The following is a 14,207-nucleotide window of genomic DNA, read 5'->3' as shown; positions in this document are numbered from 1 at the left end:
CTTTCCGTCCGGCCGCTCAGGGTGACGGGGCGGCGAGCAGCGCGCGTGCGCCGTCGCGTTCCGGGCTATCATAGGCTCCGACTGCGACAGGCAGCGCGACCGCGCGCGCGGCGTCGGTTTGGCCCCTCGCGGCAAGATCGTTCGCGAGCGCAAGTCGCGTCGTCGATGCGGCCGGTACTGCCTGCATCGCTTTTTGCAGGCCGTCAGTCGCTGCAACCGGCGGCATCTGCCCCGCCGCCACGAAGCTCTGGTGATAGGCGAGCAGCGGATCGATCGCCTCCGGGTTGCGGCGGTTGGCGTCGGCGATCACACTGCGCGCCGCCGCCAGCCCGGTCTCGCGATCCGCGCCCTGCGCTTCGACGGCGGCCAGCGCGAGCGCCAGCCCCCGCCAGGTCGAGGCGCGGCCGTCGCTCGGCGTCAACGCCTCCGCGCGTTGCGCGGCGGCGAGGCAGGCCGCCGGATGATCGCTGCGGCACTCCGCCTCGGCGAGCAGCAGCTGCGCCTCAGGATCGGCGGTGAACCGTTCGGCATCGCGGTGCAGCCCGGCCAACCAGCGATCGCGCCGGGCCAGCGCGTCGCTGTGCACGCGGTCGAGCACCCGCGCCTGCGTTGCGTCCGCCCCCGCGGAAGCCGCCGGCGGGATCGTCACCCGCGCGTCCAGTTCCAGCCTGCCCTTGACGAACGCCGCCTCGCCCTCGGTCAGCCGCCGGACCACCGGCTCTTCGTTGCGCGTCGGCGGGTACGTCACCCGCTCATAGGGTTTGCGCGCCCCGAAATAGGCACGCAGCTCACGGGCGAGCTGGCGCTGGTCGCCGAACACCGCCGCCGCGGTCGCCGCATCCGCTCCGTTGGCACGCAACGCGAGATACCGCCGCAGTTGAGGCCGTCTCGTGTCCGAGAAGAACAGGAAGTGCGTTAGCAGCCAGGCGTGGATCGGAGTCCACCCGGTCTTGTGCTGTCGTTCGGTCAGATAGGTGTCGTCGAGGACGGCGGCGAGCGGAAATGGGCCGAACTCGTTGAGCACCGCCGAGGTGCCCCTGGGGCTGCGGCCGAACTCGATGACATTATCGCCACGCACCACCATCGAGGCGAAGATCTGTGCGAAGCCGTCGAGATACCAGCGGGGATAGGCGGCGGGAAAATAGGTCAGCAGAAAATGCTGGGCATAGCCCGCGTACAGCAGACTTTCCGCAGAAACCGGGATCGTCCGCTCGCCGGTCCCCACTACCAGGTCGCGCGGCCCGCGCAGCCCGCCGGCGAAATTGCCGATCAACGCGCTCTGCAACGCCGCGCTGTCCGCCGGATTGCCGCCCGCCGCACTGCCCGGCGCCGGCGCGCCGCCGCCCGTGTTCAGACCCTGCGCTTGCAAGGTGCCCAATACCTGCGCCGCGGTAGCGGTGGTGCGTGCGATCGCGATTTGCTGATCCACCCTGGTCGTCGCCATCACCGCGCCGTTGCCGCGCGGATCGTAGAACCGGGTCAGCGTGAACAGCTCGTTGAACGGCCCCTGCTGCCAGCGGATATTACGCAGATCGAGCGCCTGGAACTCGGGCACGTCGCCGATCAGCGTCACTCTCAGCTTGACCGTGTCGTCAGGCGCGTCGACCCGTCCCGTCAAGCCCGACAGCAGGAAGTGCAGCCGCTCGACGTTGCGCGCGAGGCGCACAAGCTCGGCTTGCGGCCCGTCCGACAGGATCACGACGTGGCTGGTCTCCGCCTCACGCCAGCCGCTGGGCCGCGTGCGAGTGCCGGTCACCAGAACATCATTACCGGTCTGCGGCGCCGTCACCGCGCTTGCTTGTGCCGCGACGCTCCGGGTGACACCGGTTTGAAGGACGACCACCATCACCGCCGCACTCGCCGAAAACCACGATCTTGGCATCGTCATCTCCTTACCCAATCCGCTCGCCCGGCCGCCGTCTCCCGCTGGCACCGCTCCAATGTCAGCATCGGCAGTTCACGCTCGCCTGATAGTCGCGGGCATAAGGTTACGCGTTCTTGTCACTGGTGAGCCCGTAGGTATCGGTGATGTGATCTCGACCTGCTCGGCTTCGGTGGTATCGACTACCGCGTTGGGCGGACCGCGGGACTTTACCTGAAGCCGGATTAGCTCAGGCCCTCGCCGAGCGGTATGATGGCATGTCGGTGCAGGGGCAGGCTGAGAGCAGAAGACAAGGCCGTCGAGCGTCGCGACATCGAATGCTCCGATGATCCGGCCGCCCGTTCATTTCAATGTCGGGCGCGCCAGACCATCGATCGCCTGCTTACTCGCCGCCGGTGCGCTGACCGCCCTCGCCGCGCATCGCGCCGACCGCGTCGCGGCCGAAGCTGACGATCAGCTCGCCGATCTCGCGGGCCTGCGCCATCGAGCGCTGGCTTTGTTCGCGAAGATAGTCGCCCTGGACGCGCATCACCTCCGACAGGTCCTTGGCCTGCGCGGCGTTACGCATCGCAGCGAACGCCTCGCGCGTGTTCTGTTCGGCCTGATCGATCATCTTGACGCCGATCTGCTGGTTATTCTCCGCGACCTTCTGTCCACCCTGCCGCAGCGCTTCGCCGGCGCGTTTCGCCGGTTCGACGATGCGTTCCTGAAAGGCGGTCTGTGCCTGACCGCCGGCATCGCGCATCCGATCGGCGGCGTCCTTGGCGAAGTTCGCGGCCTGATCCGCGCCCGATTTCGCTTGATTGGCCGCGAAGTCGGCGGTCTTCTTCGTCTCGTCGGCGGCGGTATCCGCGACGTTACCGGTGTCCTCAGCCATTGTTCTTCCTCCTGCTGCCGGCCTTGGCGGCGGGCTTGTTGTCATTCTGCTCAACCGGTGGCGGGGTGAGGCGTTCCGTGATTGCCTTCAGCGCGTTGAACGAGCCACGCAGCGCGTCGGCATAGGCGCCAGGGTCGGGCATCGCGTCGCGATCCGACGTGAAGGAAATCGCGATCGTCGGGCCATAGCTGTAGATCGTGTTGATGAGGCCCATGCCGTCGAACACCGGCCCGGTGCCGTACATCGCGACCATCCGCGCGCCCGCGAAATAGAGCGGCACCCGGCTGCCCGGCACGTTGGTGACGACGCAATTGAAGGCGGGCGCGTGCGCGTTGGCGGCGCCGACGCGGGTATAGAGCCGCGCCGCCAGCCCGGCGAGCGCGCTGGGCATCAATTGCGAATAGTCGGTCAGCGTTCGCGCCCCGACCGCGCCGGTCAGCGCCTTGGAATTGACCGCCTCGTCATGCACGAAGCGCAGCCGTTCCAGCGGATCCTCGACGGTGGTGCCGAGGCCCACCACCATGGCGGAGACGAGGTTGCCGAGTGCCGCCTTCTCGCCCTCGCCCCGCACCGAGATCGGCGCCATCGCGGTCAGCGTCTCCTTGGGCAACAGGTCCTTGGCCTTGAGATACTGGCGCAGGCCACCGCCGACGATGGCGAGGATGACGTCGTTGACGGTGGCGCCTTCGACCTGATCCTTGATCGCGCGGATGTCGGCGAGCTTGAACGGCACCGCGTCCCACACCCGATGCGCGGAGACCTTGCCGTTGAACGGCGTCTTGGGCGCAGGGCGCGCGTTGCGGATCGACACGTCGCCCTTGCCGACCGACGTCGCCAGCCGCCCCATGCCGGGCAGCGAGCGGCCGATCGTCTCCATGATCCGCATCGGCTGAATCAGATTGTTGACATAGGAGCGCGCCAGCAGATCGGCGACCTTGGGCATGTCGTCCGGCTTCCACCCGTCCTGCTTTTCCGGCGTGGTCATCGCCGCGTCGAGATCGTGGACCGCGGCGGACATCTCGACCCCCGACATGCCGTCGATCGCGGCATGGTGGACCTTGCTCATCAGCGCGAAGCAGCCGGGCGGCAGGCCGTCGATGTTGTCCAGCCCCTCGATGATCGTGAACTCCCAGAGCGGCTTGGTCAGGTCCATCGGCCGCGAATGGAGACGCGCAACCTGGATGCAGAGCTGACGCCAGTCGCCGGGCTTGGGCAGCGCGATGTGGCGGACGTGATATTCGATGTCGAACTCGGGGTCCTCGATCCAATAGGGATGGTCGAGGTCGAACGGCACGCGCACCAGCCGCTGCCGGAACGAGCGCGCCCCGCCCAGCCGCTCGCCGACGAAGCGCAGAATGTCCTTGAACCGGACGAAGCCGCCGGGCGCGGTGGACGGATCGTAGATGCCGACCGAGCCGATGTGCATCGGCGTGTGCGGCGTCTCCAGATAGACGAAGGACGCATCCTGCGCGGATAATTGCTGCATCGCTCTCTCCTCAGGGTCGACGCCTCTGACGGACGCGAACCCATGTTGGACGTGACAACGTCTTTCAGCAACGCCCGTTGCAACGCGCCGAATGCCGCCGCGGAGCACCCTGCACCAGCGAGCCTAACGCCTTGGCGGCACGCGGGACGGCGATCAGGCCAGCGTGACGCCCAGCGCCTTTGCCAACGGGTCGTCGACGCGGGCGTTCAGCAAATACCCCGCATCGCCCGCTGGCTGAACGCCGGGAGCAGGATGCGGTGCGCCTTGCCCCAGTTGGGCTCGTCGCTGAACGCGGTGAACAGGCCGTCGCCGGCGAAGCGCCGGACGACGCGCAGCCCGGGACCCGGCATCTTGCGGAAGCGGCGCTCGTCCGACAGCGCGGCGACCACGTCGGGATCGGTGACGAAGATGCCGACGCGACTGCCGAACTTCAGCTGGAAGACGCCGCCGGGGAACTCACGCGCGACGGCGAGCAGGTGGCCGACCAGGCCGGCGCGGGCGATCTGGTGCAGGTGGCCGACGACGGGCAGCCCCTTGGGCGCAGGAAACCGGTCGGCGGGCATCGGCAGATCCTCTCGGGCGCGAGTGGACCATAGCCACGGTGGTGCCGCAATCCCCCGCCCGACGACGGAGGGCTCAGTCCGCCGCTACCGGCCCCGTCGGTGCCGCGGGTCGGCGACAAAGCCACACCAGCACCAGACCGCCGACGCACAGCACCGCAGAAAGCCAGAACAGGTCGGTGGACGCGAGCAGATAGGCCTGGCCGACCATCTGTCGCGTCACCGCGCCCGCCGCCTGCGTGGCGCTCATGCCCATCCGCTCCATCTGCTCCATCGCCATCTGCACGGGCACGCCGTGACCGACGCTTTCCGAAATGCGGCTCTGGTGCAGCGTTTCGCGCCGGTCCCACGCGGTGGTCACGATCGACGCGGCGAAGGCGCCTGCGGTGATGCGAGTGAAGTTCGACAGACCGGTCGCCGACGGCAGTTTTTCCGGCGGGATGCGGTCGAGGCAGATCGTGACCATGCCGAGGAAGAAGCATCCGGTGGCGACCCCCATCACCAACTGTGGCGCGATCAGGTGCCACAGATCGGTCTGCGTCGTCAGCCCGGCGCGCATCCAATAGGAGATCCCGAACGCGACGAACGCGATCGTGCCCAGCCAGCGCACGTCGATCCGACCCGACGCGCGCGCGATGAACGGCGTCAGGATCACCGCGATCGCCCCGCCCGGCGCGGCGATCAGCCCCGCCCAGCTCGCGGTATAGCCCATCTGCGTTTGCAGCCAGAGAGGCATGATGAGGATGTTGGCGAAGAAGACCGCATACCCCACGGCGAAGGCGATATTGCCGAAGACGAAGTTACGGCGCGTGAACAGGCGCAGGTCGACGGTCGGATTGGCGTCCGTCAGCTCCCAGATCATCCAGGCGACGAAGCCGATCACGGCGACCACCGCCAGCACGGTGATCTGCGTCGAGGCGAACCAATCGGCGTTCTTGCCGAGGTCGAGCATGACCTGAAGCGAGCCGACCCAAACCACCAGCAGGATCAACCCGACCGTATCGATCGGCAGCTTGCGCGTCGGCGTCTCGCGATCCTTCAGCCCCGTCCAGCAGACGGCGGCACACAGCAGGCCGACCGGCACGTTGATGAGGAAGATCAGGCTCCAGTGGTAATTGTCGGATATATAGCCGCCGAGCACCGGCCCCATGATCGGAGCGACCAGCGTCGTCATCGACCAGATGCCGAGCGCGGCGGCGCGGCGTTGCGGCGGAAAGATGGAAATCAGCAGCGCCTGGCTGCCCGGCATCATCGGCCCCGACACCGCGCCTTGCATGACGCGGAAGACGATCAGCGATTGCAGGTTCCAGGCGATGCCGCACAGGAACGACGCGATCGTGAACAGGAACACGGCCGTGCAGAACGTGCGGACGACGCCGAACCGGCCCATCAGCCAGCCGGTCAACGGCACCGCGATACCCTGCGCCACGGCAAAGGCGGTGATGACCCAGGTCGACTGGTCCGACGCGACGCCGATGTTGCCGGCGATGGTCGGCAGCGAAACGTTGGCGATGGTCGAGTCGAGCACGACCATGAAGGTGCCGATCGCCAGCGCCAGCGCGATGACGCCGAGCTTCGCGCCCGCGAGGGGCGCGGGTCCGGCGGCGGCGGGAGCGGCCATGCTTACATTCCTCCCCGGCACGGGGCGGTGGCGCGCGCGGAGCGCGTGACGAAGGGAGTTGCCCGCAGGCGGTGCGCTCGCGGCACACCCCCTCCGTCAGCGCTTCGCGCTGGCACCTCCCCGCGAGTGGCGAGGATTTGAGGCCCGCCCCTCACCGGTTGCTCGCGATGATCTGGCGGATCTTCGCTTCGACCGCCGGATCGCCCGCGTCGGTCGCAACGCCGCGATAGGCCTGCTGCGCGGGCGCGCCCAGACGCGCGCCGGACAGGTCGGCGGTGTCCACCGTCGTCTTCACCGACAGGCCGACGCGCAGCGGATTGCGGCGGAGCTCGTCGGGCGAGAGCGCGATGCGGACGGGGACGCGCTGGACGACCTTGATCCAGTTGCCGCTGGCATTCTGCGCCGGCAACAGCGCGAAGGCGGCACCGCTGCCCGCGCCGACGCCGATCACGCGGCCATGATAGACGACGTCGTCGCCATAGACGTCCGCGATCACCCGCACCGGCTGGCCCAGCCGGATGTCCTTGAGCTGCGTCTCGCGGAAGTTGGCGTCGACCCAGACGCGATCGAGCGGCACCACCGCCATCAGCGGCGCGCCGGCCGCGACCTGCTGCCCCAGCTGTACCTGGCGTTGCGCGATCACGCCGTCGATCGGCGACACCAGCCGCATGTGCCCGCGAATGATCGCGGCGCGGCGATAGGCGGCGGCGGCGGCCAGCACCTGCGGATTGGTCGACGCATCGGTGCCCTGCACGGCGGCGACGCTCTGCCCCCGCTCCGCGACGGCGGCGTTGAGCTGCGCGCGCGCGACCTTCACCTCGTCGGCGGCGTGGCTCAGCTCCTCGCCGGAGATCGCGCCCTCGGCGGCGGCACCGCGGCGGCGGCGGTAATCGTCCACCGCGCGGGCGAGCTGCGCACGCGCCAGCACCACCTGCGCGTCGGTGGCGCCGATGCCGGTGATCGCGCCGCGCGTCGTACGCACCGCGCGGGCGAGGTCGGCGGCGGCGGTGGCGAGGCCGACATCGGCGGTCGCGGCGTCCAGGTCGATCAGCGACTGCCCCGCCCTGACCGTCTGCGTGTTGTCGGCGTGGATCGCGAGCACGACGCCGGGATCGCGCGCGGTGATCGCGACGACGTCGCCCGCGACATAGGCGTCGTCGGTCTCCTGCTCGGGCTTGGCGAGGAGGAAATGCATCACCGCCCACACGATCGCCGCGATCGCGACGATGACACCGAGGATGATGAAGCCGCGACGGCGTCCGCGCGGGTTACCCTTGACGGGCGGCGGACCGACGGGAGGCTGCTCTTGGGCCGCCTGTTCTTGAGCAGGCTGCTCTCGGGTCGCCTGCTGCTGCGCCGGCTGCTCGGCCGGCGGGCGATCCGGTCGGGCGTCCGGCCGGTGGACCTCTGAGGACGGGTCGCGGGTATCGGTCATCGGATAGTCCTCTGGGGCACGGTGCCGTCCCAGCCGCCGCCGAGCGCGAGCAGCAGCTGGACGCGCGCACGCGCGGCCTCGGTGGCGAGATCGGCTTGGGTGAGCTCGGCGTCGAGCAGGCGGACGTCGGTGTCGACCAGCCCGAGCTTCGAATCGAGACCGGCGCGGACGCGGACGCCGTTGAGCCGGTCGGTTTCCGCGAAGCCACGCGTGACGGCGGCGGCGTCGGCCTGTTGCTGGCGCAGATTACCGGCCAGCGCGATCGCATCGGCGGCCTCGCGCATCGCGCCGATCACGTCGGCGTTATACTGGGCGACGGCGAGATCGACCCCCGCCGTGGCGCCGGCAAGGTCGGCACGGCGGCGACCACCGTCGAACAGCGGCAGGCTGAGTGCCGGGCCGACCCCGACCTGACCCGCGTCGAGCGACAGCAGGTTGCCCAGCCCGATCGCTTGCAGACCGATCGCCGCATTGAGGTTGATATTGGGATAGAAGGCGCGTCGCGCGACCTGCTGCCCCGCCTGCGCCGCCTCGACCCGCACCAGCGCGGCGGCGATGTCGGCGCGGCGCGCGAGCAGGTCGGCAGGCACGACCGCCGCCATCGGCAGCCCCGCATCGAGCCGGAGCGCGGCAGGAAGAAGGGCGGCGGCGTAATCGGGTCCGCGCCCGGCCAGTGCCGCAAGTGCGTTCGCCGCCAGCGCACGCTCGCCCGCCGCTCGCGTCAGCGCGCCCTGCGCCTGCGCGAGCAGCGTCAGCGCGGCGCTCTCCTGTACCTTGCTGGCGAGGCGGTTGCGGATCTGGACGCGAACGAGGCGCAGCGACTCCTGGCGGGTGGCGATCGTGCGCCGGGCGACGGCGCCCTGCAGCTCGGCGCGCGCGAGATCGAGATAGGATTGCGTCACCGACCCGGCGAGCGCCAACCGCGCCGCCGCGAGGTCCAGCGCCGCCGCCTCGGCCGTCGCGCGCGCGCCGGCGATGGCGGCGCGCTGACGCCCGAACAGGTCGAGGTTGTAGCCGAGGTTCACGCCGATGTTGCCCACCGTGCGGACCGAGCCGGCGAACGGCGGCGGGATCGTGTAGCGGCCCGACAGTCGCGCCGCCTGTACCTGCCCGTCGAGCGTCGCTTGGAGCCCGGTATCCGCCTGCCGCACCCCGACCTGCGCCTGTGCCTGCGCGATCCGGGCCAGCGCCTGATCGAGCGTCGGGCTGCCCGCCAGCGCGTCAGCGACGACGCGATCGAGCTGCGGATCGCCGAACGCGCGCCACCATTGCGCGTCGACGACCGGCGCGGGCGCGCCGGTCAGCCCGAGTGCGGTCGCAGACACGGGCGTCACCGCCTGACGCGTCGCGGGCGCGGCGCATCCCGCCAGCAGCGCAGCGGTCAGGAGTGCGGCGCGCTTCATGCGGTCTTCCTTTCAAGCGTCGCGCGCAGCCGCTGGAGCAATGCCACCGCCGCATCGATATCCGCATCGGGCCAATCGCCGAGCCAGTCGTTCCACGCCGCGATCACCATATCGCGGCAGCGATGCGCGAGTCGCTGACCGTCGTCGGTCAGTTTTAGCGCGATGAGGCGGCGATCGTCATGCTCACGCGCGCGAACGACCCAGCCGCGCTTTTCCAGCGAGTCGATCAGCCGGGTGGTCGCGCCCTTGTCATAGGCGAGATCCCGGGCGAGCGCCGCGCTGGTGAGTCCGCGCCCAAAGAAAATCGAGATGAGCGCGTGCCACTGGACATAGCTGAGTCCCTCGCGCGCGAACATCGGCTCCAGTCCTGCTTGCGCGAGCTGGTGGATACGCTTGCTGAGATAGCCAAGCGAGACGTCGGGTTGGAAATCGGCATCGGAGTAGAAGCCCATGTCGTTGCTTTGGCAATGATTGCTTCGGCAGTCAACAAGGTTTCGATCCGCTACGGGCTGTCGATTTACCTGGACAAGTGGCCGAGCTCGCGCGCGTCGTTGACGACCGCCTGGCGTCGCGCCTCGGCGGCCGCCTGTGCGTCGTTGCCCTCGTGGGAGACGGCTACGTCGATCGGGCTGTTCGGACTGGCCGCGCCGCTCTGGCCCGCGCCGTCGCCGGCCAGCGCCGCGCCGCTGCCGAGGCCGCCTCCACCCGCCGGACGCTCGAGCGCGTCGTCGCGCAGCAAAGTGGCGGCGGTCAAGTCCTCCCTGGGCTCGGGCGTGGACCCGGTCGGGGCGCTGGAAGGCTGGCTGTCGGGCATGGTCGAAACTCCTTTCGACATTCAACGCCGACCGCCCGCAGTTGCTCCGTTAACCATCTTTCAACACGCACATGATACTCAAACAGGATGGCGACCGATGTATCGCAGCTGGTGGAGACGGATGCTGGCGAGCGGCGTCTCGACCGCCGCGCGCTGGCGGTCGGTGCGGCGCGGATCGCCGACGGCGGCGGACCACCCGATGCCCGGCTGCTCGACCTGTCGATCTATGGCTGCCGGTTGGCGGCGGAGGTGCGTGACGTCGGCGAGCGGCTGTGGCTGCGTTTCGACGGCGGCGCGCCTATCGAAGCGACGGTGGTGTGGGCAGCGGCCGGGCGGCTCGGCTGCCGCTTCGACGCGCCGATCGCGCGGCAACTGATGCGCGACCTGACGCGGGCGCTACACTGAGCTCAGGGCTGGTCCGCCTGCCACGTCTTGAGTGCCGCCGCGTAGCGCGCCTCCGCCTCGTCTCGCTTGCCCTCCAGCCGATCGCGTTCGGTCAGCCAGTCCGTGCGAAGGCGGCGGCGGCGATCGGCCAGCGCCTGTTCTTCGACGGCGAGCGCCTGGTCGGCGTTGCGATGCACGGATGCCGCGGCGGCGAGCGCGGCATCGGCCTCGTCGACCGCATCGCGTTTCGGACGTGGTGATGCCTTCCCGGCTTTGACGGGGGACTTGACAGCTACCCTCGCTACCCTCGCTACCCTCGGCGGCCGCTCCTTCTTCCTCGGCGGGGCCGCGGCGAGCTGTTCGTCGGCGGTGCCGCGCAGGCGCTTGACGACCTCGCCGGGGCGGGCGAGCGGCTCGGCGGTGAGCGCTTCGTCAGTGACGACCTCGGCGACGCCGCGCGCGAACAGATCGGCGTCGCTGCCCCAGGCGGCCAGCGCCGCCTTCTGACTGGGCGCGGCGACATAGGCGTCGTGGAAGCCGATCGGCGTGCGATATACCTTGAGTGCCACCTCAGCCGAGCGCGGCGAGGACGGCGGCGGCGTGGCCCGGCACGCGCACCTTGCGCCATTCACGCACGAGGCGACCGTCGGCGCCGAACAGGAAGGTGGCGCGCTCGACGCCCATATAGATGCGGCCGTAGAGCTGCTTTTCGCCCCAGACGCCAAACGCCTCGCACGCAGCACCGCTCTCGTCGCCCGCGAGGCGGACGGTGAGCCCGTGCTTGGCGGCGAAGCGCCCGAGCTTGGCGGGCGGGTCCTTCGAGACGCCGATCACGGTCGCCCCAGCGGCGGCGAACTCGTCGCCGAGCGCGGAGAAATCCTGCGCCTCGCGCGTGCAGCCCGGCGTGTCGGCCTTGGGGTAGAAATAGATCACCACCGGCTTGCCCGCGAGCGTCGACAGCGTCAGCGGCGTACCGTCGGCGAGCGTCACCGTCACCTCAGGCAGCGTCGTTCCCGGCTCCATCCGTCACCTCCGCCCAATAGCGCCGCACCTCCTGCCGCGTCGCGTCGAGCGTGGCAACCACGCCCGCCCAGTCGTCCGCCCCGACCGCGCGGGCGATCAGCGCCTGCGTCACCGCGGGCGGCGCGGCGGCGTCGGTCGCGACCAGGCGGAGCGTGACGAGCAGGCGGGTGAGGAAATCGTGTGCAGGACGCAGCGTCGCGGGTGCGAGGCCGGCGGCGGCGAGCGCGTCGATCGCGGCGGCAAGGTTGGGGTCGTAGCCCCGGCCGCTCGTCAGCTGGACGGCGTGTACCGCGAACTCCAGGTCGACCAGCCCGCCCGGCAGCAGCTTGGCGTCGAGCGCACCCTGCGGCGGTTTATGCGCGGCCATCTCGTCGCGCATCTTCACCGCGTCGGCGATCACCGGGTGCGTGGCGCGGTCGCCGGCGAGCACCGCGTCGATCACCGCCTGGACCTCCGCGCGTGCCGTGGCGGAGCCGAACACCGGACGGGCGCGGGTCAGGGCCATGTGCTCCCACGTCCAGGCGTCCTCGCGCTGGTAGCGCGCGAAGCTGTCGAGGCTGACGACGAGCGGCCCCTGCGCGCCCTGCGGGCGGAGGCGCGTGTCGACCTGATAGAGCGGGCCGGCGGCGGTGGCGACCGACAGCGCGGCGGTCACGCGCTGCGCCAGGCGGTTGTAATAAAGCGTCGCGCCGAGCGGCTTGGCACCGTCCGACGTGGCCGCGAAATCGCCGGTGAAGAGATAGACGAGGTCGAGGTCGCTGGCGTGGGTCAGCACGCCGCCGCCGAAACGCCCGAGCGCGAGGATGACCAGCTCGCTGGCGTGGACGCGGCCGTGCGCCTCCTCGAACGCGGCGACGGTGGCGGCGGTGAGCACCTCGGTCGCCGTCTCGGCGACGCGGCCATAGCCGGCGGCTACGTCGAGCGGATCGGCGCGTCCGGCGACGATCTGCGCCCCCAGCGCGAAGCGGCGCTCGCCGACGACGCGACGGACATGATCTAGCCGCGCGCCATAGTCGGCCGCATCGCCGCCGCGCATCTCGACCGCGAGTTCGGCGATGGTGCCGACGCCCGCGAACGCGCTGGCGTCGACCAGCCCGTCGAGCAGCGCGGGGCGACGGCCGAGTTCGTCGGCGAGCGGGGCGGCGTGGCTGAGGATCTGGACGAGCAGCTGCAAGAGGCCGGGCCGCGCCTCCAGCAGGCGAAAGATGTTGAGCGCGCTGGGCAGGCGTTCCAACATCGCGTCGAAGCGCAGCAGTGCCGCGTGCGGGTCAGGCGCGTCGCCGAGCGCGGGGATCAGCATCGGCAGCACCGCCTCCAGCGCCGCCTGCGCCTCCGCCGACCGGGTCGCGCGATAGGTCCCCGCGCGCCACGCCGCGATACGCTGCGCGCCTCCTTCTCCGACCAGCGTTTCCAGCGCGGTGGCGTCGCGCGACACCGACGCCCGCGCCTCACCCTCCAGCGCGTCGTAGCGGCGGCCGACCGCGGCGACATGCGGGCGCAGCAAGGCGAGCAGGTCGTCGGCGGCGGGCAGGCCGTGCAGCCGCGCGACGTTATCCAGCGCGGCGCCGGTCGGGAGCGTGTGGGTCTGGCGGTCGTCGACCATCTGGACGCGATGCTCGATCGTGCGGAGCAGCGTGTAGGCGTCGGCCAGCGCAGCTGCGTCGTCGTCGCCGATCCACCCCGCCCGCGCCAGCGCCGCCAGCGCGTCGCGGGTGGCGGGCGCGCGCAGCGTCGCATCGCGGCCACCGTGGACGAGCTGATGTACCTGCGCGAAGAACTCGATCTCGCGGATGCCGCCGCGCCCGCGCTTGAGGTCGTAGCCGGGGCCGAACGCCTGACCGCTCGCATAATGGTCGCGGATACGGCCGGTCAGCGCGCGGATCTCACCGACCGCGCCGAAATCGAGCGCGCGGCGCCAAACGAATGGCCGGATCGCGGCGAGGAAGCGCTCGCCCAACGCGATGTCGCCCGCCGCCGCGCGGGCGCGGATGAACGCGGCCCGCTCCCACGGCAACGCCTGGCTTTCGTAATAGCCGATCGCGGCGTCGACCGGCAGCGCGATCGGCGTCACCTCCGGCGACGGCCGCAGCCGGAGGTCGACGCGCAACACGTAACCGTCGGCGTCGCGCGCCTGGAGCAACTCGACGACGCGGCGACCGATGCGGATGGCGGCGTCGGCGGGTTCCTCGCGCGGACGTCGCGGCAGCGTCGCCGGGTCATAGAGCAGGATCGGGTCGATGTCGGACGAGTAATTTAGCTCGCGGCTACCCTGTTTACCGAGCGCAATGGCAACGAAGCCGATGACGGGCGCGGCGGGGGTGCGCTCCCGGATCGCGGTCGCGATCGCGTCGTCCAGCGCCGCGTCGGCGAAGCGGGTGAGGTGGCCGGTGACGGCCGTGAGGTCGAGCAGTCCCGCCAGGTCGCCGAGCGCCGCCGTCAACGCCAGCGCGCGGCGGCGGCGGCGCAGGCGGGCAGCGGTCGGAGCGTCGGCAGCGACCGTGTCGACATCGAGGTCGATGCGGCCGGCGGCGGCAGCGGCGGCGAGCGCCGGATCGCGGTCGAGCAGCATGGCGAGGAACGGTGAATGCGCGCGGGCACGGGCGGCGGCCCCGGCGAGCGCGGCCCCTTCGAGCGTGATCCTCATGTCACGCCTTCGGCCATTTCGACGCTTTCATGTCAATCGGCGTGAAACCATGACCGGGTCGGGCCGTTGATCGCGCGA

General features: G+C 70.5%; 13 protein-coding genes. 1 reads left to right on the top strand and 12 read right to left on the bottom strand.

Features of this window, described 5'->3' with window-relative positions:
- Nucleotides 1–16: 16 nt before the first annotated feature.
- The 9 genes from ACOFKS_RS14880 to ACOFKS_RS14840 form a co-directional block, all read right to left on the bottom strand.
- Nucleotides 17–1,882, bottom strand: a complete 1,866-nt coding sequence (locus tag ACOFKS_RS14880) for a hypothetical protein (RefSeq protein WP_419810040.1) — start codon at nucleotides 1,880–1,882, stop codon at nucleotides 17–19.
- A 382-nt stretch (nucleotides 1,883–2,264) separates the two neighbouring features.
- On the bottom strand, nucleotides 2,265–2,759 hold the full coding sequence (locus tag ACOFKS_RS14875) for a phasin family protein (protein WP_419810039.1): 495 nt from the start codon (nucleotides 2,757–2,759) through the stop codon (nucleotides 2,265–2,267).
- Entirely contained in the window at nucleotides 2,752–4,245 is a 1,494-nt protein-coding gene (locus ACOFKS_RS14870; RefSeq protein ID WP_419810038.1) for a WS/DGAT/MGAT family O-acyltransferase, read from the bottom strand. Before ACOFKS_RS14870 ends, ACOFKS_RS14875 begins: the two co-directional genes overlap by 8 nt.
- 206 nt (nucleotides 4,246–4,451) lie before the next feature.
- The gene (locus tag ACOFKS_RS14865) at nucleotides 4,452–4,808 is read right to left on the bottom strand and encodes a cytochrome P450 (RefSeq protein ID WP_419810037.1); all 357 of its coding nucleotides are present in this window, start codon (nucleotides 4,806–4,808) and stop codon (nucleotides 4,452–4,454) included.
- Between the two features lie 73 nt (nucleotides 4,809–4,881).
- Complete coding sequence (locus ACOFKS_RS14860; RefSeq protein ID WP_419810036.1) at nucleotides 4,882–6,426, bottom strand: DHA2 family efflux MFS transporter permease subunit; 1,545 nt, start codon at nucleotides 6,424–6,426, stop codon at nucleotides 4,882–4,884.
- Between the two features lie 151 nt (nucleotides 6,427–6,577).
- Nucleotides 6,578–7,861, bottom strand: a complete 1,284-nt coding sequence (locus ACOFKS_RS14855; protein ID WP_419810035.1) for an efflux RND transporter periplasmic adaptor subunit — start codon at nucleotides 7,859–7,861, stop codon at nucleotides 6,578–6,580.
- The gene (locus ACOFKS_RS14850) at nucleotides 7,858–9,264 is read right to left on the bottom strand and encodes an efflux transporter outer membrane subunit (protein ID WP_419810034.1); all 1,407 of its coding nucleotides are present in this window, start codon (nucleotides 9,262–9,264) and stop codon (nucleotides 7,858–7,860) included. Before ACOFKS_RS14850 ends, ACOFKS_RS14855 begins: the two co-directional genes overlap by 4 nt.
- Nucleotides 9,261–9,716 carry a MarR family winged helix-turn-helix transcriptional regulator gene (locus ACOFKS_RS14845; RefSeq protein ID WP_419810033.1) on the bottom strand — a complete coding sequence of 152 codons (456 nt, stop codon included), beginning with the start codon at nucleotides 9,714–9,716 and terminating at the stop codon, nucleotides 9,261–9,263. Before ACOFKS_RS14845 ends, ACOFKS_RS14850 begins: the two co-directional genes overlap by 4 nt.
- A 65-nt stretch (nucleotides 9,717–9,781) precedes the next feature.
- The gene (locus ACOFKS_RS14840) at nucleotides 9,782–10,078 is read right to left on the bottom strand and encodes a hypothetical protein (RefSeq protein ID WP_419810032.1); all 297 of its coding nucleotides are present in this window, start codon (nucleotides 10,076–10,078) and stop codon (nucleotides 9,782–9,784) included.
- A gap of 87 nt (nucleotides 10,079–10,165) precedes the next feature.
- Between ACOFKS_RS14840 and ACOFKS_RS14835 the strand changes: the two genes are divergently transcribed.
- Complete coding sequence (locus tag ACOFKS_RS14835; protein ID WP_419810031.1) at nucleotides 10,166–10,483, top strand: PilZ domain-containing protein; 318 nt, start codon at nucleotides 10,166–10,168, stop codon at nucleotides 10,481–10,483.
- A 2-nt stretch (nucleotides 10,484–10,485) separates the two neighbouring features.
- Here ACOFKS_RS14835 and ACOFKS_RS14830 read toward each other — a convergent pair whose 3' ends face one another.
- Genes ACOFKS_RS14830 through ACOFKS_RS14820 form a run of 3 tightly spaced genes read right to left on the bottom strand, consistent with a single transcriptional unit; the run spans nucleotide 10,486 to nucleotide 14,129 of the window.
- Complete coding sequence (locus ACOFKS_RS14830; protein ID WP_419810030.1) at nucleotides 10,486–11,031, bottom strand: hypothetical protein; 546 nt, start codon at nucleotides 11,029–11,031, stop codon at nucleotides 10,486–10,488.
- 1 nt (nucleotide 11,032) lies between these two features.
- On the bottom strand, nucleotides 11,033–11,485 hold the full coding sequence (locus tag ACOFKS_RS14825) for a peroxiredoxin (RefSeq protein ID WP_419810029.1): 453 nt from the start codon (nucleotides 11,483–11,485) through the stop codon (nucleotides 11,033–11,035).
- Complete coding sequence (locus ACOFKS_RS14820) at nucleotides 11,460–14,129, bottom strand: glutamine-synthetase adenylyltransferase (protein WP_419810028.1); 2,670 nt, start codon at nucleotides 14,127–14,129, stop codon at nucleotides 11,460–11,462. The genes ACOFKS_RS14825 and ACOFKS_RS14820 overlap by 26 nt, the downstream gene beginning before the upstream one ends.
- Between the last annotated feature and the right edge of the window lie 78 nt (nucleotides 14,130–14,207).

It is taken from the genome of Sphingomonas sp., from assembly GCF_965200135.1.
Classification (GTDB): Bacteria; Pseudomonadota; Alphaproteobacteria; order Sphingomonadales; family Sphingomonadaceae; genus Sphingomonas.
Note: the sequence above shows the minus strand (reverse complement) of the source record. Positions and strands in the feature narration are given on the sequence as shown.